Annotated in this window: 29 protein-coding genes; 9 read left to right on the forward strand and 20 right to left on the reverse strand. The window is 47.4% G+C overall.

The window, feature by feature from the left end; translation table 11 throughout:
• Positions 1–7: 7 nt before the first annotated feature.
• The 9 genes from ftsX to cspD form a co-directional block, all read right to left on the reverse strand.
• Positions 8–910, reverse strand: coding sequence for a permease-like cell division protein FtsX (gene ftsX, locus KNO66_RS07060; RefSeq protein WP_214742402.1), 903 nt, complete (start codon positions 908–910; stop codon positions 8–10).
• Complete coding sequence (gene ftsE / locus KNO66_RS07065) at positions 900–1,586, reverse strand: cell division ATP-binding protein FtsE (RefSeq protein WP_214741647.1); 687 nt, start codon at positions 1,584–1,586, stop codon at positions 900–902. The genes ftsX and ftsE overlap by 11 nt, the downstream gene beginning before the upstream one ends.
• A 352-nt stretch (positions 1,587–1,938) precedes the next feature.
• The gene (locus tag KNO66_RS07070) at positions 1,939–3,546 is read right to left on the reverse strand and encodes a BCCT family transporter (RefSeq protein ID WP_214741649.1); all 1,608 of its coding nucleotides are present in this window, start codon (positions 3,544–3,546) and stop codon (positions 1,939–1,941) included.
• A 114-nt stretch (positions 3,547–3,660) separates the two neighbouring features.
• The gene (gene cccB, locus KNO66_RS07075) at positions 3,661–3,996 is read right to left on the reverse strand and encodes a cytochrome c551 (RefSeq protein WP_214741651.1); all 336 of its coding nucleotides are present in this window, start codon (positions 3,994–3,996) and stop codon (positions 3,661–3,663) included.
• A 108-nt stretch (positions 3,997–4,104) separates the two neighbouring features.
• Positions 4,105–4,962 (reverse strand): YitT family protein, encoded by an 858-nt coding sequence (locus KNO66_RS07080; protein WP_214741653.1) that lies wholly within the window; start codon positions 4,960–4,962, stop codon positions 4,105–4,107.
• 61 nt (positions 4,963–5,023) lie between these two features.
• The gene (gene prfB / locus KNO66_RS07085; RefSeq protein WP_214741656.1) at positions 5,024–6,124 is read right to left on the reverse strand and encodes a peptide chain release factor 2; all 1,101 of its coding nucleotides are present in this window, start codon (positions 6,122–6,124) and stop codon (positions 5,024–5,026) included.
• A gap of 54 nt (positions 6,125–6,178) precedes the next feature.
• On the reverse strand, positions 6,179–8,701 hold the full coding sequence (gene secA, locus KNO66_RS07090; RefSeq protein WP_214741658.1) for a preprotein translocase subunit SecA: 2,523 nt from the start codon (positions 8,699–8,701) through the stop codon (positions 6,179–6,181).
• Positions 8,702–8,840: 139 nt separating this feature from the next.
• Positions 8,841–9,404, reverse strand: a complete 564-nt coding sequence (hpf, locus tag KNO66_RS07095) for a ribosome hibernation-promoting factor, HPF/YfiA family (protein ID WP_214741660.1) — start codon at positions 9,402–9,404, stop codon at positions 8,841–8,843.
• 306 nt (positions 9,405–9,710) lie between these two features.
• A complete protein-coding gene (cspD, locus tag KNO66_RS07100; protein WP_214741662.1) occupies positions 9,711–9,908 on the reverse strand; it encodes a cold-shock protein in 198 nt (65 codons plus the stop codon).
• A 259-nt stretch (positions 9,909–10,167) separates the two neighbouring features.
• Here cspD and KNO66_RS07105 point away from each other — a divergent pair, with 259 nt between their 5' ends.
• The 8 genes from KNO66_RS07105 (at position 10,168) to KNO66_RS07140 (ending at position 15,993) form a co-directional block, all read left to right on the forward strand.
• Positions 10,168–10,674, forward strand: coding sequence for a competence protein ComK (locus KNO66_RS07105; protein ID WP_235189275.1), 507 nt, complete (start codon positions 10,168–10,170; stop codon positions 10,672–10,674).
• Positions 10,675–10,748: 74 nt separating this feature from the next.
• Entirely contained in the window at positions 10,749–12,491 is a 1,743-nt protein-coding gene (locus KNO66_RS07110; protein WP_214741664.1) for a hypothetical protein, read from the forward strand.
• 9 nt (positions 12,492–12,500) lie between these two features.
• Positions 12,501–12,791 (forward strand): EscU/YscU/HrcU family type III secretion system export apparatus switch protein, encoded by a 291-nt coding sequence (locus tag KNO66_RS07115; protein WP_214741666.1) that lies wholly within the window; start codon positions 12,501–12,503, stop codon positions 12,789–12,791.
• Complete coding sequence (locus tag KNO66_RS07120) at positions 12,788–13,168, forward strand: flagellar export chaperone FliS (protein ID WP_214741668.1); 381 nt, start codon at positions 12,788–12,790, stop codon at positions 13,166–13,168. The genes KNO66_RS07115 and KNO66_RS07120 overlap by 4 nt, the downstream gene beginning before the upstream one ends.
• On the forward strand, positions 13,152–14,054 hold the full coding sequence (locus tag KNO66_RS07125) for a flagellin N-terminal helical domain-containing protein (protein WP_214741671.1): 903 nt from the start codon (positions 13,152–13,154) through the stop codon (positions 14,052–14,054). The genes KNO66_RS07120 and KNO66_RS07125 overlap by 17 nt, the downstream gene beginning before the upstream one ends.
• Before the next feature lie 27 nt (positions 14,055–14,081).
• Positions 14,082–14,525, forward strand: coding sequence for a YaaR family protein (locus tag KNO66_RS07130; RefSeq protein WP_026825404.1), 444 nt, complete (start codon positions 14,082–14,084; stop codon positions 14,523–14,525).
• Positions 14,526–14,534: 9 nt separating this feature from the next.
• Positions 14,535–15,200, forward strand: coding sequence for a DUF2225 domain-containing protein (locus KNO66_RS07135; protein WP_214741673.1), 666 nt, complete (start codon positions 14,535–14,537; stop codon positions 15,198–15,200).
• A gap of 292 nt (positions 15,201–15,492) precedes the next feature.
• A complete protein-coding gene (locus tag KNO66_RS07140; protein ID WP_214741675.1) occupies positions 15,493–15,993 on the forward strand; it encodes a DUF1572 family protein in 501 nt (166 codons plus the stop codon).
• On the opposite strand, the gene KNO66_RS07145 is transcribed toward KNO66_RS07140, so the two are convergent.
• From KNO66_RS07145 to KNO66_RS07155, 3 genes are all read right to left on the reverse strand, one after another.
• Positions 15,981–16,313 carry a DUF402 domain-containing protein gene (locus KNO66_RS07145; RefSeq protein WP_214741677.1) on the reverse strand — a complete coding sequence of 111 codons (333 nt, stop codon included), beginning with the start codon at positions 16,311–16,313 and terminating at the stop codon, positions 15,981–15,983. The two genes, KNO66_RS07140 and KNO66_RS07145, sit on opposite strands and share 13 nt — an antisense overlap.
• Positions 16,314–16,593: 280 nt before the next feature.
• Positions 16,594–17,220, reverse strand: coding sequence for a DUF4352 domain-containing protein (locus KNO66_RS07150; RefSeq protein WP_214741680.1), 627 nt, complete (start codon positions 17,218–17,220; stop codon positions 16,594–16,596).
• 135 nt (positions 17,221–17,355) lie between these two features.
• Complete coding sequence (locus KNO66_RS07155) at positions 17,356–17,541, reverse strand: hypothetical protein (protein WP_214741682.1); 186 nt, start codon at positions 17,539–17,541, stop codon at positions 17,356–17,358.
• A 159-nt stretch (positions 17,542–17,700) separates the two neighbouring features.
• Between KNO66_RS07155 and KNO66_RS07160 the strand changes: the two genes are divergently transcribed.
• A complete protein-coding gene (locus KNO66_RS07160) occupies positions 17,701–18,078 on the forward strand; it encodes a DUF3021 family protein (RefSeq protein WP_214741684.1) in 378 nt (125 codons plus the stop codon).
• A gap of 36 nt (positions 18,079–18,114) precedes the next feature.
• On the opposite strand, the gene KNO66_RS07165 is transcribed toward KNO66_RS07160, so the two are convergent.
• The 8 genes from KNO66_RS07165 to pseC all read right to left on the reverse strand — a co-directional run bounded on the left by KNO66_RS07165 (position 18,115) and on the right by pseC (position 25,405).
• Entirely contained in the window at positions 18,115–18,468 is a 354-nt protein-coding gene (locus KNO66_RS07165; protein ID WP_159562652.1) for a flagellar protein FliT, read from the reverse strand.
• Positions 18,465–18,839 (reverse strand): flagellar export chaperone FliS, encoded by a 375-nt coding sequence (gene fliS, locus KNO66_RS07170; RefSeq protein ID WP_214741686.1) that lies wholly within the window; start codon positions 18,837–18,839, stop codon positions 18,465–18,467. Before fliS ends, KNO66_RS07165 begins: the two co-directional genes overlap by 4 nt.
• 14 nt (positions 18,840–18,853) lie before the next feature.
• Complete coding sequence (fliD, locus tag KNO66_RS07175) at positions 18,854–20,503, reverse strand: flagellar filament capping protein FliD (RefSeq protein WP_214741688.1); 1,650 nt, start codon at positions 20,501–20,503, stop codon at positions 18,854–18,856.
• Positions 20,504–20,518: 15 nt separating this feature from the next.
• Positions 20,519–20,875, reverse strand: a complete 357-nt coding sequence (locus KNO66_RS07180) for a flagellar protein FlaG (protein WP_214741690.1) — start codon at positions 20,873–20,875, stop codon at positions 20,519–20,521.
• Between the two features lie 131 nt (positions 20,876–21,006).
• On the reverse strand, positions 21,007–22,026 hold the full coding sequence (pseI, locus tag KNO66_RS07185) for a pseudaminic acid synthase (RefSeq protein ID WP_214741692.1): 1,020 nt from the start codon (positions 22,024–22,026) through the stop codon (positions 21,007–21,009).
• Between the two features lie 12 nt (positions 22,027–22,038).
• Positions 22,039–23,472, reverse strand: a complete 1,434-nt coding sequence (locus KNO66_RS07190; protein WP_214741694.1) for a bifunctional UDP-2,4-diacetamido-2,4,6-trideoxy-beta-L-altropyranose hydrolase/GNAT family N-acetyltransferase — start codon at positions 23,470–23,472, stop codon at positions 22,039–22,041.
• Between the two features lie 13 nt (positions 23,473–23,485).
• Positions 23,486–24,229, reverse strand: coding sequence for a cytidylyltransferase domain-containing protein (locus tag KNO66_RS07195; protein ID WP_251128071.1), 744 nt, complete (start codon positions 24,227–24,229; stop codon positions 23,486–23,488).
• A gap of 3 nt (positions 24,230–24,232) precedes the next feature.
• Positions 24,233–25,405 (reverse strand): UDP-4-amino-4,6-dideoxy-N-acetyl-beta-L-altrosamine transaminase, encoded by a 1,173-nt coding sequence (pseC, locus tag KNO66_RS07200; protein ID WP_214741696.1) that lies wholly within the window; start codon positions 25,403–25,405, stop codon positions 24,233–24,235.
• Between the last annotated feature and the right edge of the window lies 1 nt (position 25,406).

A 25,406-nucleotide genomic window follows, 5' to 3' on the forward strand; every position in this document is an offset into this window, starting at 1 on the left:
ATTCAAGTTAGATTTTCAAGAAACGACCGAGCGATGTCGTCGATCCCCAGATTCCGATGAACGCACCGAGTGCAAGTAACACGAATGATACTTGGACCGTGAGCGTCGATGGATCAATCAACTTAAATATATCACTATTCAATTGATCAAGCGATGGTTGTAAAGCACTATATGCAACGTCATATCCGAAATAAATGACTAAAATCGGGATAAGAGCCCCAAGCATTCCGAGAAGCAATCCTTCGATGAAGAACGGCCAGCGGATGAAGCTGTTCTTCGCTCCAACGAGTCGCATGATTTCAATCTCACGGCGACGTGAGAAAATCGTCATTTTAATCGTATTCGAGATCAAGAACATCGCCATCAATGTCAAACCGACGATCAACGCGAGTCCACCGATGCGAATCCCGTTGAAGAAGGCGAACATTTTATCGATGTAGTCTTTCCCATACTTCACATCGTCGACATTATCAAGTGAACCGACCGATTTGGCCACTTCTTCTAATTCTGTCGGGTCTTGCGCTTTGACGATATAACGGGCATGGAGCGGGTTATCTTTTTCTACCGTTCCGTATGCAGCCGCATCGTCCCCAAGTTGGTCTTGGAACTTCTGTAACTCATCTTCTTTCGAGCTGAATGTGACCGTCGAGACGCCCGGCACCTGTTCGATATTCTCTCCAAGTTTCTCGACCGAGTTCTCATCTGCGGTACGCGTGATGAACACTTGAATCTCGACATCGTTCTCGACGTTGTCTGAGATTTCGTTGACGTTGAACATGACGAGTGCGAATACACCGACAAGTAGTAACGTGATGGTGACGGCACTGATTGCCGCGAACGACATCCAACCATTACGAAGCGTTCCTTTGAACCCTTCGCGCAAATGGCGCAATCCAGTCTTAAACATCATAGCCATATGCTCCTTTCTCTTCATCGCGAACGACTTTCCCGTTCTCAATCGCAATGACGCGGTGACGAATCTTATCAACAATGTCACGGTTGTGTGTCGCCATGACAATCGTTGCTCCACGGCGATGAATTTCTTCAAATACTTCCATAATGCCCCATGCTGTCTCTGGGTCCAAGTTCCCCGTCGGCTCATCGGCGATGATCAGTTTCGGTTTGTTCACGATTGCTCGGGCGATGGAGACACGCTGTTGTTCTCCACCTGAAAGCTCATCGGGATAGTTGCGTGCTTTATTCTTCAATCCGACCAAGTTCAACACATCCATGACTTGTTTACGAATCGACGACGTGTCTGCTCCGACAACTTCTAATGCGAACGCCACATTCTCATAGACCGTGAGTGACGGAAGCAATTTAAAATCTTGGAAGATGACGCCGAGTTGACGACGAAGTTTTGGCACGTGACGGTCTTTGACTTTTCCGACATCGAGTCCGTCAATCAATAATTGACCGGCTGTCGGTTTCTCCTCGCGATAAATCATCTTCATGAATGTCGATTTACCGGCACCAGAAGGTCCGACGACATAAAGAAACTCGCCGTCGCGAATCTCTAAATCGAGGTCATCCATGGCAACGACGCCGTTCGGATATACTTTACTGACTTTTTGCATCGAGATCATAACGTATTCCCTACCCTTTTTAAAATTTTTTTAAGCATCTATGACGAATTTGAATCAATTGTTTTAGTTACTGTATATTTCGCCTAGAGTCTTTTTTACAGGAATTGATTCCCTCTGTCAAGGTCTCATTGATTGGTAATAGCCTGGTCAAAAAAACATCTAGGGCAAAGCTGAAGCGACTACAATTATATCAATCCAACTTTTAAAACACCATTACAGGAGTATTTCAGTTGAATAGCGTTCCGTGTGAAAATGTCGCGATGAACCTGACTTTCACCCTGTTCTTCGTGAGGCTGAAACCGCATTTCAAAAGGGTGCTCCCTAAGGAACACCCTTCACAAATTCGACAATATTAGTCGCGTGGTTTTTCTTTCAAGGCATCAAATGGTGATTTCTTTCGTTTTCGATATTTGATATGAATCGTCGAGGACTCATAGTCATCAGAAGCCCGTATATCCTGGCTCGAGACACGGACGAACGACCATGCCAAGAGGAACATGATAAAGATGAGCGGGAAGCCCCCGACAATACTCGCTGTTTGGAGCGTATCGAGACCACCTAGGAACATGAGCGTGAGCGGCATGATCGCAAGGGCGAACGCCCAAAAGAGTCGGTTCCAGACGATTGGCTCGTCTTCGACGTGTTTTTGTGTAACCGATGCCAAGATGTAAGACGATGAATCGAACGTCGTCGCCAAGAAGATGATGGCGAGGAGGGTAAAGACGCCGATGACGACTTTCCCGAACGGCAACTGTCCAATGATGGCGATGATCGTCGGGGCCGGTCCATTCGCTGCCATATATCCGACGACGTCGAACGTGCCACTCAAGTGAAGATACAGCCCGTAGTTTCCGAGAATCCCAAAGAAGAGGATACAACCGAGTGTCCCATATACCATCGTCCCGAAAATCATGTTGCGAATCGTACGTCCACGTGAGATTCGAGCAACGAACAGTCCGACGAACGGTGCATACACGAGCCACCAAGCCCAATAGAACACGGTCCATGATTCTGGGAATCCCGTCGAGGTGAACCCTCCGAAGTCACCGAACGGCTCCATCCATGTCGCCATCCGGAAGAAGTTATCCATGACAATCCCGACCCCATTGAACGTCGTTTCCAATATGAAGCGAGTCGGACCGAAGATGAAGACGAACGTCAAGATCCCCAGGGCGAGCCAGATGTTCAAATCACTTAGTACTTTGATTCCGCCCTTTAGTCCGATATATGAACTGATGGCGAAGATCACCGTACAAATTAACATGATGACGGCTTGCATGCCGAGCGTGACAGGAATTCCGGTTAATTCGTTGACCCCTTCGGCAATCATCGGTGTCCCGAGCGCGAGTGTCGTTCCGGCTCCACCCAATAATCCAAAAATAAATAAGATATCAATAATCTTGCCGAGTGGACCATCCGCCCATCTCCCGATCACGGGACGCACTGCTTCACTTACTTTCAATACGGACTTCTTGCGGACATAGAAGAAATAGGCAATCGGTAAGGCTGGTAACGTATAAATTGCCCAGGCAATCGGTCCCCAGTGGAACATCCCGTATGCCGTCGACCATTGGATGGCTTCCGGTGACTCGGGTGTCAATCCAAATGGTGGTCCTTCATAGTAATACACCCATTCGATGACCGACCAATAAAGAATACTCGACCCGATCCCGGCAGCAAACAACATCGCCGCCCAAGAGAATGTACTGAATTCGGGTTCTTCATCTTCACGACCTAATTTGATGTGCCCATTCTTACTGAAGGCAATAAAGATCAAAAATCCGAATGCGCCTAACCCCATCGCTAAGTACAACATCCCAAAGTTAGAGGTCATGTATTCGTTCGCCGCGCCGACCCATGCCTTCCCTGTCTCCGGGAAGAAGATGAGCGGTAGCGTCACCCCTAACAGTAATACGAACGAGCCGATAAAAGTCGGCCAGTCAATCAACTTCGTCTTCAATTGTCATCACTCCATTTCCATAACATCTCCTATTACCTTAAAAATAATTCCCTAAGCCTTAGGACCCCAAACAAAAAAAGCATGAGGGACCTGTTCGCCTCATGCTTCCAACACTTATTTTTTCTCAGCGAGCCAAGCGGCGACCGCCGTGATTTCTTCATCATCTTCGAGGACGTTCGCAGGCATCGCGCCTTGACCGTTTCGAATGACATTTTCAATCTCTTCTGCCGACAAACGAGCACCGACTTGCTCGAGTGACGGACCACTCATTCCTTCGAGGTTCGCACCGTGACACGCTGCACAGTTTTGCGCGAAGACCGCTTCTGCATCAATCGATGCTGTGTTCGAGCCCGTATCCCCGTCGCTCGACGTTCCTTCTTCTTCACCACCGCCACATGCTCCGAGCGTCAACATGGCGCCGAGGCCAATGGCCATCATCCATTTTTTCATAACCGCGTTCCCCTCCTAAGTTGTAGAAATCACCTACATTTACCATTATAGCCGTAAACGTATCCTTTCTAACCTAATCTCACGAAAAGTACACAAAGATTCCACAACTTACGGCACGTTGATATAACGCTTATCTGACGTAAACCCTTGTCCAAGTACCTCGTGTGCCTCGCTAAAGACGAGGAACGCTTCCGGGTCGATCCGACGAATGATTTCTTTCAGTCGGCTCACTTCACTCTGACGGACGACAATCATGAGCATCGGACGGTCCAGACGTGAGTACGCCCCGATCGCCTGAATCTCCGTCGCACCGCGATCGAGTTCCTCAAAGACGGCCCGGACGATGAAGTCCCGTTTCTCCGAGATAATATACGCCATCTTGTCCTGTGTGAACCCAAGCTGGACGAAGTCGATCATTTTGACCGTGATAAATAGTGCAATCAGTGCATAAAGCCCAGTCGAGAACGAGAATGTGAGAGCTGCGGTCAAAACGACCATGCCGTCGAGAATGGCGATACAGAGATAGAGCGGGATGTGCGTGAACTTATGTAAGATCTGTGCGATCAAGTCCATCCCACCCGTCGAGGCGCGTCCGCGGAAGATGAGACCGAGCCCGACACCGACGCCAACTCCACCGAAGATGGCAGCGAGTAACGTGTCGTTCACGGCAGCCCCGGCATCAATCGCCTCGTAAAAAAGAATGACACCTGGCAAGAAAATGGAGCCGACGAGTGATTTCACGCCGAACCCGAGTCCGAGGATTGCCCATCCGACGATGAGGAGTAGTACGTTTGCCACGAGCTGAAACGCACCTGGCGAGATGCCAAACAGTTCATACGTGATGACCGAGATCCCACTCACCCCGCCCGATGCGAGGTTGTTCGGCAACAGGAATAGGCTGAAGGCCGAGGCGACGAACACCGAACCCGTCAACAAATACAGATAGTCTTTGACGATTTGCTTCATTAAAGAAATTCTCCTTTACAGACAACGTGGCCCAAAGACGGGAGTCTTTGAGCCACATGCATCACATATTTGTTTTACGAAGGTAAGCATCGATAAACGGCATGACATCCCCGTCCATGACACCACTTGTGTTTCCGACCTCGTGGTTCGTCCGATGGTCTTTAACCATCGAGTACGGGTGGAAGACGTATGAACGGATTTGGCTACCCCAACCGATATCTGTCTTCTCTCCACGGATCTCATCGAGTTTACGTTGTTGCTCGTCGAGTTCGCGTTGGTACAATTTCGCTTTCAACATCTTCATTGCCGACTCACGGTTCTTGATTTGTGAACGCTCTGTCTGACATGAGACGACGACGCCTGTCGGCACGTGCGTGATTCGGACGGCAGAGTCCGTCGTGTTAATGTGCTGTCCGCCAGCACCTGACGCGCGGTACGTGTCGATGCGGAGGTCTTCTGTCCGTACTTCGATCTCGATGTCGTCATCGAATTCCGGCATGACGTCACATGACACGAACGACGTGTGACGACGACCTGACGAATCAAACGGCGAGATGCGGACTAAACGGTGAATCCCTTTTTCCGCTTTCAAGTAGCCGTATGCGTTATGCCCGATGATGCGGAGCGTGACCGACTTGACGCCCGCTTCCTCTCCTGGGAGGTAATCGACCGTCTCGACTTTCCAGCCCTGTTTATCCGCGAAACGTTGATACATCCGAAGGAGCATCGATGCCCAGTCCTGCGACTCGGTACCGCCCGCACCCGGGTGCAATTCAAGGATGGCGTTGTTCGCATCGTATGGTCCGTTCAATAGAATTTCAAGTTCAAAGTCATCAAACTCTTTCTTGAGCGCTTGAATCGATTCTCCGAGCTCTTCTTGCATCTCTGCATCCGGCTCTTCCTTGATGAGTTCGAGCGTCACTTCGCCGTCCTCATGTTGGGTCGCGAGGTCTTGATACTTGTCGACCATCGCTTTGAGGCCGTTCGATTCGTCGATGACTTTTTGAGCCTTCTCCTGGTTGTCCCAGAAGTCAGGATACGTCATCTCGTTCTCGAGCTCGGCGATACGTGCCTCTTTCTCTGTCAAGTTGAGCGATGCTCTGTAATTCTCGAGGCGTTTCGCCATCGCCTCTAGTTCGTTCCGAATATCTGAAATTTCCATAGTGTGATTCACCTTTCCGTAGGAAAGAGGCGAGCGGACCCGCCTCTTCAATAATTAAGCCTGTTGTCTACCGTGACAGTTCTTGAACTTCTTACCAGAACCACACCAGCACGGGTCGTTCCGGCCAATGCTGTCTTCTTTCGAACGACGGACCGGTTTCTTCTTGACCGGCGCATCGCTCTTGCCAGAGACGGCAACTTCCTCTTCGACGACTTTCTCGCGTCGGAGGTTGTCCCCGACTTCGGCACGAAGCACGAAGCCTGTCACTTCTTCTGCGATCGCCGCATTCATCGCGTCGAACATGTTGATCCCTTCCGCTTGGTACTCACGAAGCGGATCGTTCTGTCCGTAAGCGCGGAGGTGAATCCCTTGGCGCAACTGGTCCATATGGTCGATATGAGACATCCAGTGCGAGTCGACGGCACGGAGTACGATAATCTTCTCGAACTCGTTAAAGCGTTCAGGTGGCGCGAGTTCACGCTTCGCTTCATACTGCTCGTTCACGCGCTCCATGAGGAGTTCGACGATTTCTTCACGCTCTTTACCGTAGAAGTCTTTGCCTTCGACTGTTTTTTCGAGTGCGAGTGTTTGGTTTGCCCAATGTGCAAGCTCGTCGATGTTCCATTCTTCTGGCACGAGTTCGATCGGTGTATATTGTAAGACACCGAGTTCGACCGTCTGGGCCATCATCGAGCGGACGATATCCGTGACTGACTCGTTCTCAAGGATGCTGGCGCGGTCTTTGTACATGACTTTCCGTTGGTCAGCCATGACGTTGTCGTAACCGAGAAGCTGTTTACGTGCATCATAGTTGTTTCCTTCAACACGTTTTTGAGCCGACTCGACCGCTTTTGATACCATACGGCTCTCAATCGGTTGTGTGTCATCCATTCCAAGACGCTCCATCATGCTTTGGAGGCTATCCGTCCCGAAGCGGCGCATGAGCTCATCTTCGAGTGACAAGTAGAACTGCGATTTACCCGGGTCCCCTTGACGACCTGAACGACCACGGAGCTGATTATCGATTCGGCGTGACTCGTGACGTTCTGTCCCGATGATATAGAGACCACCAAGGTCGACGACACCTTCTCCAAGTTTGATATCGGTACCACGACCGGCCATGTTCGTCGCAATCGTGACCGCACCTTTTTGTCCGGCGTTCTCGATAATTTCCGCTTCACGGGCATGGTTCTTCGCATTCAAGACATCGTGACGAATCTTTTTCTTCGTCAAGAGCTTGCTCAAGTATTCAGACGTTTCAACAGCGACCGTACCGACAAGAATCGGTTGACCTGTCGCATGAACCGTTGCAATTTCTTCAACGACGGATTTGAACTTGCCTTCCATCGATTTGAAGATGAGGTCCGACTTGTCGTCCCGAAGGATCGGCTTGTTCGTCGGAATCGTCACAACTTGCATATTGTAAATATTACGGAACTCCTCTTCCTCCGTCTTCGCTGTACCGGTCATCCCAGCAAGCTTCTCATACATCCGGAAGTAGTTTTGATACGTGATTGTCGCGAGCGTCATGGATTCACGTTGAATCTCGACGCCTTCTTTCGCCTCGATCGCTTGGTGAAGACCTTCAGAGTAGCGACGTCCATCCATGACACGTCCCGTGAACTGGTCGATAATCATGACTTGTCCTTCGCGAACCATATAGTCGATGTCATGATGCATGACCGCGTTCGCACGTAGTGCGAGTCCGACGTGGTGGTTGACCGCGACGTGTTCGATGGCGAACAAGTTGTCGATGCCGAAGAATTTCTCAGCGAGGTCGACCCCTTGGTCCGTCAAGAGGACTGATTTCGTCTTGATGTCGACCGTATAATCTTCTTCCTCTTTTAACGTACGGACGAACGCATCCGCGCGTGTGTAGAGTTCTGTCGATTTTTGAGCCGATCCCGAGATGATGAGCGGAGTACGCGCCTCATCGACGAGGATCGAGTCGACTTCATCGACGATCGTGTAGTAGAGCTCACGTTGGACACGGTCTTCCTTATAAAGGACCATGTTGTCACGGAGGTAGTCGAACCCGAGCTCGTTGTTCGTCGAGTACGTGATATCACAGTTATAGGCCGCCTGTTTCTCGACACGGTCCATGTTCGACACGTTGAGGCCGACCGAAAGACCGAGTGCGAAATAGAGCGGCTCCATGAGTTCTTTATCTCGTTTCGCCAAATATTCGTTGACCGTTACGACGTGTACGCCACGGCCAGTGAGCGCGTTCAAGTAGACTGGAAGTGTCGCGACGAGCGTCTTCCCTTCACCGGTTTTCATTTCGGCGATGTCGCCGTTATGGAGCACGTAACCCCCGATGAGTTGAACACGGTAGTGACGCATACCGAGCACACGCTCTGATGCTTCACGACAGACCGCGAACGCCTCCGGCAAGAGGTCGTCAAGTGTCTCGCCTTTCGCCAGACGCTCCCGGAACTCTTCCGTCTTCGCCTGAAGCTGTTCGTCAGACAATGCTTTGATTGGTTCGGCGAACGACTCGATCAAGTCGGCCGCTTTCTCTGCTTTTTTCAACATTCGTTTCTGTGGAGCAAATAACTCTTTCAAAAAGTTCGCCATACTCATATCTCCTCTGCACTCACTAAAAAATGCATGTTTTTTCCCTAATGTACAGTTTAACCGAAGTGGTGCCACCTTTCAAGGAAAGGCAAAAGGAAACGACCCCCCGAAGCCGGGAGGCCGTGTATAGTCAAGTTTATTATTCAGGTTCGATCAAGCCGTACTTCCCATCTTTACGACGGTAGACGACGTTTGTGTTGCCCGTTTCTGCGTCTGAGAAGACGAAGAAGCTGTGACCGAGCATATCCATTTGAAGAATCGCCTCTTCCGTGTCCATCGGTTTCAATGTGAAGCGTTTCGTCCGTACGAGTTCGAGTTCTGCCTCGTCCTCATCATAGACGACCGGTGCATCATCAGGTCCTTCGAGAGACTTGAAGTACTCGCCGACGCCACCTTCTTTTCCGCGTCCTTTACGGTTGAGTTTCGTTTTGTGTTTACGGATTTGACGTTCCAATTTATCGACGACGAGGTCGATTGCTGCATACATGTCGAGGTTCATGTCCTCGGCACGGAGCAACAAGTTCGGCATCGGGATCGTCACTTCCACTTTTTGTTTCTCGTTATACACTTTCAAGTTGACATAAGCCGTCTGTGCATCCGTAGGAGTTGTGAAATACCGAGTCAACTTCTCCAGCTTTTTCTCGACATAGTCTTTGATTGCTGGTGTGACCTCAATGTTTTCGCCGCGAATGTTATAAATCATCTGAACTCCTCCTTAAAATTACCGCTTGAACCAATGATTCGTCGAACGAGACGGAATCTCCTGCTTCATTTCTTAAAAAAGAAAGTGGAACCAGGTGGCTCATTCATATTATACCCCGAAAACGCCGCTTTTGAAAACGTTATCATCAGAAAATAATGACAATTTTGTTCCGAATTCAACATTTCCTAGAACGAGCGGAAGGTATAGAAAGAAAATACCCATTCCAATCATTTTTAAACACCTTTTTTTATTATGTAGACAAAATAATAAGCCGACTCCCAAGGGAGCCGGCTTCGTGGTTTGAAATTATAATTTTACAACGTTAGCCGCTTGTGGGCCACGCTCGCCATCAACGATTTCAAACTCTACTTCTTGACCTTCGTCAAGTGATTTGTAGCCTTCAGATTGGATTGCTGAGAAGTGTACGAACACGTCTTTGCCGCCTTCAACTTCGATGAATCCAAAACCTTTTTCTGAGTTAAACCATTTTACTTTACCTACCATGTGTAAATCCATTCCTTTCACCATTGGAGAATACAGAGGGTTTTCCTCTACGGCTAATCTTACCACCTTCTTGTAAGCGTGACAAATACTTTCTCAAATATTTGTAAACGTTTCGTCATTTGGCTTTCATTGGAATTATATTTCCCTACTTTTCATATTGTGTTGTTGAATTTACATTTTTTGTGATATATCATTGAAGGGATGATTTAGGTTTGTGCCGTTTGTCTTTAGCCGATCCTGAAAATCTAATACGAGGAGGATGGTGCAGCGTATGCGCTCCTACTATTCTGAGGAAAAATATCGCATCACAAAGCGAACCGTGGCGATTCTCCCTTGCTTTGACATCATGAAGCAGTCACGGATCATTCTCGAGGATGGCACCGAGATTTCAACCCCGCTCCGGCCGTACCAGTTGTTGCAACTTTCTTGCCGCCAGTACAACAGCTCGATCGAGGAAAGAATCTTCATCGCCAAACGCGTCGCCGGCGTAAAAGGGAAAGTCCCTGTCGTGATTGAACCGACAACCGGGCTCGTCTTCTTCCCGACGAAGTCTCCAAAACGAGACGATTGTGAATGGTATGCCTGGTCCCATATTCGAGACATACTGAACATTGAGGGTGAGCCAAACGGCCTCGTCCTCACAACCGATGGACATCAAATCCAAACGAACGCAACACCGTACGTCCTCCGGAACCAACTGAAAGCGACAGGCGAACTCGTCGCTCGGTTCCAACAATTGAACGCGAGCCCCGTGCTCGAGTCCTGACACGCCTTCCGTCGAAAAGACGGAAGGTTTTTTTCTATTGTTTCGCTTCATTTTTTTAAAAAGAGGTCGATATTATGGTCGAGGTGACAAACATGCAAATTCAAGCCCAATCGACCGCCGTCAGTTCGGTCTTACCAGGCATCCAGACGAATCGGACGTACAAGGCCGAGCTCGTTAAACAGACAGGACCCGACTCAGCGATCGTCAAGATCAACGGGGAAGAAGTCGAGGTCACATTTAAAGACGGGCTCCCGAAGACGAATCCGTTCCAAGTGACGCTCGCTGAACAGGACGGTGTCTTGATGGCGACCGTCGTTCCTCCAAAGGAAGAGACACTTGAATCCGCACCACCTGCGTCCACGTCGTCAAAGCTTGACGCGAAGATCCAGACACTCCTCGCTTCCCTTCCGCCCGAAGTACGAAGCGCGGTCAGCCGCCTGCTACAATCTGGACGCTTGCCGATGAATGAAGATACTGTGCGTCTACTCGAAACGGCATTCAAAGGGGACATGCGAGACGTCATCCTACATTTGAAGACGCTCGATACTGAGGCCGTTTCCAGGGAGATGGCTCGGGAGATTGCCATCCTTTCTTTGAATGAAGCGAGACAACAGATCACACCACCGGCGACGAACGCTCCTTACCCACAAAAAGAGCGGTACGTCGAGCTCGTCAATCTGTCACGTCCCGTGAGTGAACGCGTCACACCGACACCGGAGACGATCGACCGAGTCATCCGTGACCTTACACCGCCACCATCATCACCGCGTCCAATTGAATCTGAATCGCGCCAAGCGTTGCCACTCCCTCCAGTCAACGGGAAACAAGTAATGGTGAAGGAAGTGACGTCACATCTCGCGACCGTGACGAACACGTTCCGAAGCGAGCAAGCGACCGTGACGAAACAACTCGGACAAGTCGCCGCGTTGATTGAGACGAATCCGCATGCGGCACGTCCTGCCCTCGAGACCGTCTCAACCCGTCTAACGCAACTCGTCCAAAAGACGGACGCTTTGCTTCATACCGACGTGACGCAAGAAAAACAACTGGTCACCATGACGGCCAAACTTGACGTCGCGTTGTCGTTGCTCGCGACGAAACCACAAGAGAGCGCGACACTCGTCAAAGAGGTCCGGGCGGCACTGAATGACTTCCGCTATGCGCCGAACCAGGCACGTATCGAATATATTCCGCACGGGGCGACACGCGCCGGCGAGATGCCGACTGTCGCCCCACTCAAGCTCGATTCGACGTTATCCGGACGACACGTCCAGGAAGTGGCGCAACGTGTGCAGGTGAAGGCACAACTTGCCCAAGCGACGTCCAATACACCGACATCAGCTCTATCGGTACGTGGAGATACGACAAACCCCGAGGCACAACGTCTCGCTTCGTTCTTCCAAGTCCAACAGACACTCAACCGTCTCGACGGGGGGCAGCTCCATCAGCTCTTATTCGCCTTACCAGCAAAAGTACAGGAAATTGACACGGGGATCCATGTCCATATCCAAAACCGGGAATCCGGTGACGTCGTCGACTGGGAAAACAGTGTCCTCTACATTCGTTTAGATACCCCTCGCCTTGGAGAGATCGGGATCAAGCTCGAGGCGAAGGACAGAAACCTCCGACTCACACTCGAGCACGACGATTCGACGGTTGAACAACTCGCTCGTCCCCTTCTCGGGAAGATCGAACAGACGCTCGAGACGATTGGATATAAGAGTGTGACGACCCAGTTCAAACCACTCACGAAAACGGAGCGTGTTATCGATGAACCTACGGTAGCACCGACGACCGGTTATGACTTTAGAATTTAGGAGGTCCCGATGTATCAACGCATGGATTTGACGAAACGAAAGACGGCCGCGGTCGTCCGCTATGATGAAACGACAGACAAAGCGCCCGTCGTCGTCGCCCGCGGGACAGGCGCCGTCGCTGAAAAAATTCTACAAGAAGCACGTGCCCGGGGGGTCGCGGTCGAGAACGATCATTCCCTACTCGGCCATCTGCTCGATCTTGACTTAGGGGACGCCATCCCACCCCAACTTTATGACGTGATGGCAGAAGTGTTGTTGTTAATAGAGGAACTTGATTCAATCAAAGGAGAACAAAAATGAATTCAACGCAACTATATGAAATGAGACCGGAGGAATTGACACAGGCAATGCTTCACGCACTCGTCTATCACTACAAAAATGCACAAGACTCAACAATTGCCGAACGGAACCGGCACCTTCGCCAAGCCCGGGAGCTATTGGTCAAACTTCACCAAGGACTTCATGACGGTGGCGGGATTATTGCTGCTCAACTCGATGAGATTTATCTCTACATGGCAAACGCAAGCGTCGAAGCAATTATCGATCAGGATAAAGAAAAAATCGCCGAACTACATACGCTCGCGAGCGATCTCGATCAAACGTGGAGCGAAGCGATGGCGCGTGCCAAGACACAACCTGTCCCGAATGGAGGAAACCGCTATGAAAATTACCAATAACGTACAAGCCTTAAAAGCATATACATCTCTTTCTTTGAATCAGGCATCGATGAAAAAAACGATGGACCGCCTCTCGAGCGGAATTCGAATCAATAAAGCGTCTGATGATGCAGCCGGTCTCGCCATCTCTGAAAAGATGCGGATGCGCCTCGACTCCCTCTCAATGGCAGAACGCAACACGCTCGATAGCATTTCCCTTACACAGACGCTCGAAGGTGGAATGAATGAGACTCATTCCCTTCTCCAGCGCATGCGCGAATTGTCCGTCCAAGCAGCGAATGGGACGCTTAGTGAGGACGACGCCAAAGCCGTTCAGGAAGAAATTAACGCGTTGACTGCAGAAGTGACGCGGATTGCGGAGACGACCGAATTCAACTCGAAGAAGATCATGAACGGGGAATACAAAGAAGGAAAGAGTACGTTATTTTTCCAAATCGGTGCCGGTAACAACGAAGCCGTCATCTTAAATGTACAAGATATGCGAGCGCATGCGCTTGACATCACGACAGCGACAGCAGGTGGTGGAGAGCTTCCTCCCGTCGATCACGACAATGATCAGGTGACACCTACTGAAACGTATTATGCACTCAGCGTGTTGACACCGGCGGACGCAGGGGATGCCATTTCGAAATTTGATGCAGCCATCAACAAAGTGTCACTCGAACGTTCGAAACTCGGTGCCATCCAAAACCGACTCGAGGCGAACGTCAGCGTCGTCGCCATCGGTTCTGAAAACTTAACGGCATCTGAGTCACGGATCCGTGATGCCGATATGGCCCGTGAAATGATGGACTTCGCCCGTCTAAACATCTTGAATCAGTCCGGGATGGCAATGATTGCCCAATCAAACGCTTTACCACAAGGCGTGTTACAATTATTGAACTAACAACCTAAAGAAAGGACGGTTGCCCATATGGACATTCGTCGCATCATGGAGACGCAATCGCTCCTCGGCTCAAGCAAGGCAAAGCGCCCCGAAGTCGAACCCGGCGTCTCCTTCCAAAACGTGATTGGTCAAAAGCGAGAAGACCGAGAACATGAACGCTTCCAGCGTCAAATCGCCGCGATTCATGAACAAGGAGAACTCCTAGCCGAAAGTCAGACCGTCGAGGCGCTCGCCGAATACAAACAATTGATTAAAGACTTTATGAAAGAGGCCGTTGACGCGGCACTCCGTCTCGAGGACAAACGCGGATTCAATCGCCGCGGTCGCGCGAAGATTTATAAGGTCGTCGAACAAGTCGACCAAAAACTCCTCGCGCTGACGGATCAGGTCATCTCAGGAGAAGCATCTCGCCTCTCCCTACTCGACCAGGTCGGTGAGATTCGCGGACTGCTCGTCAACGTCTATGTGTGAGGTGTCGAGATGGCAGAGCATTTATTTTTGAAGAAAGTTAAATGTCCGTATTGTTTACAGGAAAGTAAGGCGAATCGCGTCTTATCACGTCATATCCGACCGCTCGAGGTAGAAAAAGATGGCTACACAACATATGATGGACCGAACCCGTATTTATACGAGCCGACCGTCTGTGAACATTGTCACCTCGTTTTCCACGACTCGTTCGACAAGGTGCGCAAACATAACCGGGAATCACTTGAGACGAACTACTTCAATCAAGTGAATCCGAATGTGTTGAAAGGTGACCGCTCATATGAGCACGTCATCCTTCTCTATAAGTTCGCCGTCATGACGGCCCAATTGAGCGGACAAAAACCATCTGTCGTCGCCATGCTCGGGATGCGGATTGTCTGGATGTACCGGTTGATTGGGGATGTGGCATCTGAGAAGGAATGGATGCAGCGGACGCTCGATAAATACAATGAGGTGCAAGAAGCGTATACGGACCCGATTCGGACCGGATTACCTTACGACCAGCTCATGTTGCGCATTGCCGACTTGTCGGCCGCGCTCGACTACTACGAGGACGCACGTCGCTGGTATGGGATTCTCTTAAGCAGTAAGGAAGTATCGGAGCGGATCCGGAATCAGGCCCGCGATCATTGGGAAGAGTTTCGGTTGGAGCATGCGTAATCAGAAGTGCGGGACCTCGTGTCTCACACTTTTTGCATAAAAAAATCGCGCTCATCCACTCACGGACAAACGCAATCGGGACAATTGATGGGTGAACCTTCAAACCGAAAAGAGACCACGCGACATGACTCACGTGAAAACCAAAACAAGGCACCCTCATGCCGACTACGCGGTGGCGTCTTGCGCGATAAGACTAGTATAACGCCTATTTTATAATATTAATATAGTTTTTGGCCGGGATGAATGTGGGGTATAGTCAAAATGGATACATATGAAAAGGAGGATGTTATTTATGTTTGAAACGCAATATCTCGACACCGTCCGTGCTACGTTCAAAAGTCAGAAACAACTCGCCGAGCGCGCACTCGTCCAAGTGAGTGACGAGGATCTTCATAAGGCGCTTGCACCGGATACACTCTCCCTCGCCCTGATCATTCAGCACATGGCGAACAATATGAAGTCACGCTGGACCGATTTCTTGACGACGGACGGCGAGAAACCGGACCGTAATCGGGATGCCGAGTTCGAGGACCAGCAACTGTCCCGTGAAGACCTCATGCGCGTGTGGGACGAGCGATGGCAACTGTTGGATGACGTCTTAGCCGATCTGGCACCGGATGACTTAGGGAAAAACGTGATCATTCGCGGGGAGGCCCATTCCGTGATTGATGCGATTGAACGTCAAGTGTCGCATTACGGGTACCATGTTGGGCAGATTGTCTATCTGTCGAAGCTATTTGCCGGAAGCGACTGGGACGTGTTGTCGATCCCGTTGCCACATCAACGGAAGTGAGACGTCTTTGATTGAGAAAGTTCGAGGAGACGTCGCTCGAACGAACCATCAAACGGGAATTGTCGATATTGAATCCGGTGTTTCACCTCACAAACGGTCTGCCAGACGTAAGAGATTAACGCATCTGGATAATCGTAACGCTCTTGATTAATCTCGAACTCTTCTTCGTCGACAAGACGCCACTCATCTGGTTGTACTGCAACAAAGTCTAGATCCAAATCAACAAAATGAATCGCTTCGTCGATCATGGTCGGCGGAAGTCCGATATTGGAGTACCAACGCATCGTCCCATCATGCTTTAAATCGAGTGAATCCTTCATGTCGCATGAAGCACTCGAGGGAATGCGAATCGTATGTATAACAAGCACCTCGCGTATGATGCTGGAGCGTTCGCCCAGATCCCGCATACAACAACACATAATCATCCGTTTCTTCGATGACGTGACTCGATCATTCATAATGGAGCTGTTGGTCGTATTTGAGTAGAGAGACGTTATTCATGGTAGACCTCCTACAAGATGAAATATCTTGATTATCCTCTACCGCTCGGGTTTAGACTAGATAAATAGGGCGTGCCGAGTTATATCGGCACGCCACCTTTTATTTCGATACATCGATTGTGTATTCATAGCGTTCTTCTGCCACTTTATCGAACTGCTCATCAAACGGGCCGTCGATGACGACCTTCAAATCAGTCAACTCTTCTGGTTTTGCTTTGACGAAGAAGAGAACATTTCCTTCCTTCTTCACTTTTCCTAAAAATTCTCCACCAACGTCATCCGAGAACCATAAGTCAGAAGAGACTTGCTCCCCTGTGCTCGTCACGAGTGTCGCCTGGTTCGGATGGAAGCTCATCGTCTCGTCGACCGTGTTCTCAACAATCATGTTCATCGCGACGACCGTCACCTCTTCTTGTCCATCGAATGAGTCGCTATAAGCTTCCGCGACCGTGAGGCGTGACGTCTGTACCTTGTCGATGGCGAACTGAATCGGTCCCATCGTCTCCGTGATGGTGAGTGCTTTGTTTTTCATATAGATCTTGTTTGTGCCGAGTTCACTCTCCTGAATGTCTTCGTTCTCACTAGTCGATTCCTCAGGCGCACTCGCTTCCATCTCTGCCACTTCTTCCGTATCCGTCGCCGTCGTCTTCAGTTCATCTGCTTCTCCACATCCGACGAGTAGTAAGAGTGGTACCGCCACCAGTAAGCCAAATCGTTTCATATTCATCTTCATCTCTCCCTTTTCATAATCCAAGCAATGTAGTTAAGACGAAAATAACGAATTGGCAATCCATACCGTGAAAAGAAAAAATTCAAGGGAAAATAAAAGCCAAGGTCCATATTCGGACCTTGACTTGTATACTTATCCTCTTGATTTCAGCTCTTCTTCCTCGTATGGGTCGGGACGATCCTCAAACGGCGTATCTTCTTCGACATAAGCCTCGAGTTTCGGGTCCCGCTCCACATATTCATCGTACGCTCCCTCTGGACCATAGACGAAATAACGGCGTTTCCGTGACGATACCGATTTGGACTCTTTCTCACGCATCTCGTTTCCCTCCTCTTTCCAGAAAAGAAGCAACGGCTACATTGATATTTACCCGATTATAGCGGAAAACAGACGTCATTTCACCCCTACTCTGCAGATGAAACTTTTCCCTCCCCTACACGTATACATATACAACGATGCGATGAAAGGAAGATTCATATGCAATTATTGAAAAAAGGAATCATACGGAGTCTCATCTGGTCTCTACCATTCGCCATACTCGCCCTCTATCAAAGCTGGTCAGGAAATACAGACGCTGTACACGCTATGCTCGTTTATGCCGGGGTCGCCTTCTTTCTCGGGCTCACGAGTGTCATTTACGAAGTTCGACATTGGTCGTTCAAAAAGCAGATTTTCATTCACTGGAGCATCATGCACGTGACGATTCTGCCACTCCTTTGGTTCGGTGGAGCTACGCCAATCACATCACTTCACGATGCTGCACGTCTCTACTTGAACTTTACGGTAAGTGGTCTCATCTTGTTTACCTTTTCTTATTTCATCATCCGGATGCGACGCCAAGTCAACACCTCTTAACACAAAAACTCGAAGGCATGCGCCTTCGAGCTTTTGTTATGTCTGTTGGTCAAATAGACCGGAAAAGTTGGAATCGACGTCCTCATATGGATCGACGTAGGACTTGACCGTCTTCCGCTCCATCCGGGCCGTCCCGAGCGTCATCCCGAGGCGCTGATGTTCGGCTTCAATGAGACGAGAAATCTTTTGACTGTCGTCGACGAGTTGCCTGAGGACCGTCTGATCGGCTTTCTCCAGATCGGGACCGTGTGCTGCGAGCAACTGTTCCCGATCGTCCAAGAGCTCATGAATCTGTTCCATCCATGTATCATACGTCGGTTCTTCCGGAACTTGTGCGAGCAACTCTTTTAAGCGCTGTGTCTTTAAGATGATTTCATCAATCGGTCTCATGACTGCTTCGCGAGTTTCATCGCTTCCTTCCACGTGTCACGGAGTTCCGTTGTGAAGTCGAGCACTTCGTCGAGGATGGTTGTATCGTTCTTGACGTTCGCATCGACGAGCCGACGCCACATGTAGTCATAGAGCGAGTCCAAGTTCGCCGAGATGGCGACATCTTTGTTGAGTGTGAGACGAAGTTCCCGAAAGATTGCTTGCGTCTTTTGAATATTGACGTTCTTTAAATCAGGATTCCCCTGGTCGATTGCAAGCTTGGCGAGGCGCATGAACTTGAGCGCCCCGTCATAAAGCATAAGCGTCAGTTCCTGTGGGTTCGCGGTCGTGACCGCATTGTTTTGATATGCTGCATATGGATTGGCTACCATTTAAACTCCTCCTCTTACATGCCTCCGCCTAAAAACTGTGACAGCGACGCCGCTTGAGCATTCGCTTGGTTCATCGCTGTTTCCATCGCTGTGAAACGACGGTAATAGGCGTTTTCTTTATCGATGAGTAAATCATTTAACCGCTTGATACGCGAATCAATATCGGTCATTTCTTTCCCCATCGAATGGGTTTGTGCGCCAGAACCTTCCGCTCCAGCGATTCGTGTAATCGTATCGCGCGAATCTTTGGCAGCATCTCGGATTTGTGGCAATAATCCAGTTTCAGCATTTGTAAACAACTGATATACTTGCTCCGGATCTTTTTCAATAGCCGCTTTTAGCTTCTCTTCGTCGAGTTCGATTTTACCACCATTGGTGAAATCTGCTCCAGTTGAAAGACCGATTTGGTACAGACGCGACATCTCAAGGTCATTCGTCGCAGCTGTAGCGCTCGACCACTTACTACGAAGGTTGTCCATGGTTCCACGTAAAATTGTATCACCGCGGAGCATACCGCTCATCGCTTTTTCTTCCCACTTCTTGATTTCGTCTTCAGATAACTCATCACGTTGAGCTTGAGTCAACGGTGAAAACGAACGGAATCGTTCTTCCCGTGTCTTTTTGTTCATGAGGTCGATGGTTTCATTGTATTTATCAACGAACCCTTTGATTCCGTCAAAGATTTTTTGAGTATCTGTTGCAGAGGATAAATTCACTTTTGTTCCATCATTGAATGAGGACTTCAATGTAATGGTCATATTATCAATCGTAAATGTGTTTGAACTTTGGGTCAACGTAATACCGTTTACATCCACAGAGGCGTTTGTCCCTGCTACGGAACCATTTAAACCAAATAGCGCTTTAGCTGCAGTACCTTCAAATTCGATTACCGATTTCACGCCCGTATCTTTACGCGTTAATGAAATCTGCCCTGAAGTTTGATCAAAGAATGCACTAATCCCCGTCTTCGTACCATTCAACGCGGTGACGAGATCTTTAAACTTAGCATTCTCATCAACGTATACTGTCTGTAAAGCTCCACCGTCTTCGTTACGGAAACGAACTTGATAGCCGGCTTCATACACGACTTGTGCACCTTCAGGGATTGTCACGCCACTATCGAAGGTGATTTTCCCTGTTGCCGCATCATACGTATGAGCTAACGTAATCGCATTACCATCTTTATCCGTAAAAGTTGGCGGATTATTCGGTAACGGTTTCACTGTGAGTTCTGTTGTTCCCGCAGTTAACGTTTGTTTCCGAATACCTACTTCTAACCCGAGTGTCGACACTGCCGTGTCATTTGTGATGCCTCCACCATTTGCCACTGCCACATGAGAAGCCGAGGTGGCCAACGTCGCAGAATTGATAGTAAGCGAAGCATTTCCACTTGATGGACCTGCAACGACAGATACACGCGATTCATCAGAGGATGAAGCCGTTTTAGCGTAATAGTTTCGACTGAACATCATATCGACCGCACTGTTTCGTAATGCTAACAGTGAACGGTTGACCTCACGATAAGAGTCACGCCGCCATTCGGTCAATTGCTTTTTCTGTTCTAAACGATCTACTGGAATTCGCTCTGCTTGCATCATTTGTTTAATGATACTATCGGTATCGATTCCACTTGCTAATCCGCCAAATCGAATTGGTGATGTCATATGTCCACTCCTTTTTTAGATCCGCTCGTCGAATAAATGATTAAATTCCATGAAAGCCGCAAAGAAATCCATTGATTTTTTACTTGGAATTTCACGGATTACTTCATTGTTCGCATCGACGATTTGAATATAGTAATCATTCAGTTTTTCGTGTTTCATAAATTTCAAACCGGTACGTTGCTGTTCAAGGACTTGATTCGCCTTCTCGACCGCTGCCTCTAACTTTGTAATGTGTTGAGGCGTCGGAAGAATTACAATACCTTCATCGGCGAGTTGAGCTTGATTGGCTTCAACAAACACATTTTTAGTTTGCTCATACGGTAATATAGAAGAAGGCAAGTGAAGTCTGACTTCAGAAATGGTCGGATTCATAGTCTTCTACTCCCTCACATGTTATGGTCTCATTTCTTATATCGGTCAAAATACTTTTTCCTTAAGTTTCTTCTTCTTTCTCACACATAATAAAGAGGCAACGTAATCCGTTGCCTTGGCAATCACTTTATTTACTTAATCAAATCCCAACTCATTGGTGTTCCACGCTCAATGTCTTTCCTTGCAACTTTACCAAGAATGGAATCGATATGTTTCGGAGCCAATCCATGTCCCGGACGAATTGATCTGACATGTTCAGTCGTAAAGATTTCCCCAGCTTGAATATCTTTCACGACAAACAACGAACGTGCAAACTCACGGTTTTTCACTTTTTTCTCGTTTAATTGATAATCGACGCGCCCTAATGCTTGTTCCGCTTCTCGTACAGCATTGACCATCGCTTTAAACTCATGAGGCTCTAAGGAAAAACTAGCATCCGGACCTCCAATTGTTTTATCTAAAATAAAATGTTTTTCAATCACTTTCGCCCCTAATGCAACAGACACAATCGGTGCAGTGATTCCAAGCGTGTGATCCGATAACCCAACTTCGACACCAAAGGTTTCTTTCATGTTTTGCATCGTTAAAAGATTCGCATCCTCAATTTTGGCCGGATAGGCTGACGTACATTTCAATAGTATGATTTGTTCGTTTCCGACTTTACGACAGATGGATACCGCATCTTCGATTTCTTGAAGCGTTGCAATTCCAGTTGAGATGATGATTGGTTTATTCTTTGAGGCAACATATTCAATGAGTGGTAAATCAGTGATTTCAAATGAAGCAATTTTGTACGCAGGTACCTGTAAGCTTTCTAATAAATCCACAGCAGTAGGGTCGAAAGGACTTGAAAAACAAATGATATCCAACTCTTTTGCATAGTTCATCAACTCTTTATGCCACTCCCACGGTGTATAGGCCTCTTGGTACAAGTCATAAAGTGTGCGACCATCCCAGATTGTACCTTGCGTTAGTTGAAAGTACTCTTTACGACTATCGATTGTAATGGTGTCAGGTGTATATGTTTGAATTTTAATCGCATCAGCACCTGCTTTTTTCGCTGCATTCATTGTCTGTTTTGCGATTTCAATACTACTGCCATGATTAGCAGATAGTTCGGCAATGATAAATACTTGTTTCGAAAGATTCATGAAGTGTCACCTTTATTCCATTTTATATATGTATGTGAGTAGTTTATTATCATCTTCGTGAGCTTTCATCTCAAAGCCTACTCTTTCGAACGCCTTCTTCGATGCAATGTTTTCATTTGAAATATAGGCTTTTATCTCACGAACATCTTTCAAAACTTGTTGAACCATCATTAGACTTTGTTGAATCAGTGGTTGACTGACTTTTTTTCCTATCAATCTTTCCGATAAGCTGATACTAATGACCGCATGGTTAGTTATTCGTTCGTATCGAATTTGACCTAATACTTGATTCGAATGATCCGTCACAATCAAAAAAAGATATTGTTTCGACGATAAAACTTTTTTGTACCAATCTTGATGTGTTTCCCATAAAATTGACTTTTGATTGATTGAATACTTACGAACATATTTCTGGTTGGATAGTTCAAAAACTTGACGAGAATCTTGTAGCGTTGCTTTTCTTAAAAACAAATTATTTCCTTTGTTATAAAGCAACGAATCAATGATTCGAAGAGGACCGTTTCCATCCAATAGTCCATCATAACTCATCGTTTGCTTAGTTCGAATATGCATTGGGAGCATTCTTTTAAACTCAGTCTGTAAATCTTGAGCAAACGTTGAAGATTCCCATGTTACGTTTGAAAAAATTATATTTTTTTCTCGTAACGCATTCATGTTCCGAGCTTGATTTTCAGCAATTTTTATTGGAATGAATGGGACTCCTGAGAGAATTAATTCATAGATAGTTTGCCCAGCAGCAGTGAGCACTAAGTCTGAACATGACATCAATCGTTTCATTTCATGACTTGGTACGTATCGATGTAGGATAATATTAGACACCGATAGTAGCAATCGTTCAAGGACAGGATCGTAATTATCTCCAATTAAAATATGAAATGTGATTTCTGGATAACTGGAGCAGATGAGGTGGACAATAGATTCGATAAGAGAAGGTTGTAACGTACCACCAACAGTAATCAAGACATTAGTTACATCTTGTCGGATAAAAGGGTGCACCTTTTCTCGAAACGCTTCTCGTAAAATAATGTATTCTGGTCCAGCTAAACTTCCAGGAGGTGCATCGTTCACACATAGTGAAGGATGCACTACAATTCCTTCAGGGTAGTGAAGACGATTTGTATCATCTAAGAAGATGGCTGATTTTGAACGGTCAACTATGACTTGATACAGATCCTTCGAAGCAATGTAGGAATCAACGATACAGTACACATCAGCTTGAATGACTTTAGACAAAGAATCGATGGCGTACCAGTTGATAATCTTACAACAGCGGTTCCCAACCAAGTCTTTCAAATCTGCATCACTTTGAACAATTAACTCAACTTCTATACCTCTGCGGTGTACTTCATCATACAAAGCGATACACCTTGTCAGGTGTCCAAATCCTGTCCTTTTTCCACCTTCCGTAAAAATCATGACTTTCATAATTTGTACCTTCTTATCTAATTACTTTTTGTTCAACATGCTTATTGATTTCAATTAATTGAGGCTCATTCTCAAATAACTGAATAATGTCTTCTAAATAAAAGTCATGTTGCCCCTTGTAAAGACGACTATAAATCTCAGAAATCAATTTCAAATCTTCTGGTGTATCCAACGTCCACCGATGCTGAGAATAGTTTGTTTCGTTGTCATAACAAGATACTTTGTGTTGATGCTGTTCATATATTAACGGGGTGACATGTTCCTGCTCATAATCTTTTGTTGCATGATGATAAGCAGCAAAGAGGGATTCAAATGAAAACACTTCTACATCTAGACCTCTTGGAAACGTTCGCTCACTTGGCTTGGTCCCTACATTTGTCACAAGATGGTTTGTTGTGTCATGGTATTGTTGAATCACATGATCGATAATGAAAGGATCTATCAAAGGACAATCTGAAGTGATTCGAATCACTACATCAGCCTTTGCTTCTCTAGCTGCCTCATAGTAACGACTCAGTACGTTAGCTGAACTTCCTCGATACACACGAACACCATATCGCTTTGCTTCCTCCGACAATGCATCGTCTTCACTCAACGTTGTCGTTGCTACGATGATTTCATCAATCAATTTTGCTTGTTTGACTCGAGTAATAACATGGTCAAGCACCGTACGGTTTTGAAGTTTCATCAATACTTTCCCAGGAAGCCTTGTTGAGCCCATTCGTGCTTGAATAATCGCCACCGTTTTCATAGCCATTTTTCACTTCCCATATCGTTTTAACACTTTTTTCACCGCATCGATCACATCGTACACATCTTCCTCAGTCATCGCAGGAAATAGAGGAAGTGTAATGATATTTTCGTATAGCGTCTCCGCGTGTGGACAAATCCCTTTTTCATACCCCAGCTCTTGATAATATGGCATCCAATGAACAGGAATATAGTGGACGTTGACTCCAATGTTTTCATTCAATAAGGCCTCAAACAGTTCTTTTCGTGAACCATTTAACCGGTTTTGATTTAAGCGAATGATATATAAGTGCCAGCTTGACTCTCCACTTTCATCTTGATGCGGTATCGTAATTTCAGATAACTCGCGAAAAGCCTCATTATATAAAGAAACATAGTGTTTTCGTAACTCAATAAATCGTCCAATCTTCTTCAATTGGCTTGTTCCAAGGACAGCTTGAATATCTGTCATTCGATAATTGAAACCCAAAAACTGCATTTCGTAGTACCAAGGACCATGGTGATCAACTAACTGTTCAGCACTTTTTGTAATTCCATGGGTCCGGAATTGTAATAATTTACGATAGTACACTTCATCATTTGTCGTGATGATTCCACCTTCACCGGAAGTAATATGTTTAACAGGATGAAAACTAAACATCGTCATATCACTTAACGCACCGATTCGTTTCCCTTGATAGGTGGCACCTAACGCATGAGCCGCATCTTCAATGACGACTAAATCATGTTGTTCGGCAATTCGATGAATCTCCTGCATCGCTGCAGGTTGACCGGTAAAGTGGACAGGGATGATGGCTTTTGTGCGTGGAGTGATGGCTTTTTCAATCGCATTCGGGTCTAAGTTATACGTCGTTGGATCAATGTCAGCAAACACAGGTGTTCCTTTTTGATAAAGAACACAATTCGCACTAGCTGCAAATGTCATAGGGGTGGTGATGACTTCATCACCCTCACCAATTCCTGCTGCAAAACAGGCACCGTGTAGGGCGGCCGTCCCATTAGAAAAGGAGACAGCATATCGAGCTCCAACATACTGAGCGATTGCTTGTTCAAACTCATCAACAGCAGGACCAGTTGTTAAAAAGTCACCTCGTAACGTATCGACCACAGCTTGAATATCTTCTTCATCAATCCATTGTCTGCCATAGGGCAGGAACGTATTTCGTACAGGTTGATCAATCAAT

Origin of the sequence: Exiguobacterium sp. s48, from assembly GCF_018617395.1 — a bacterium.
Taxonomy (GTDB): Bacteria; Bacillota; Bacilli; order Exiguobacteriales; family Exiguobacteriaceae; genus Exiguobacterium.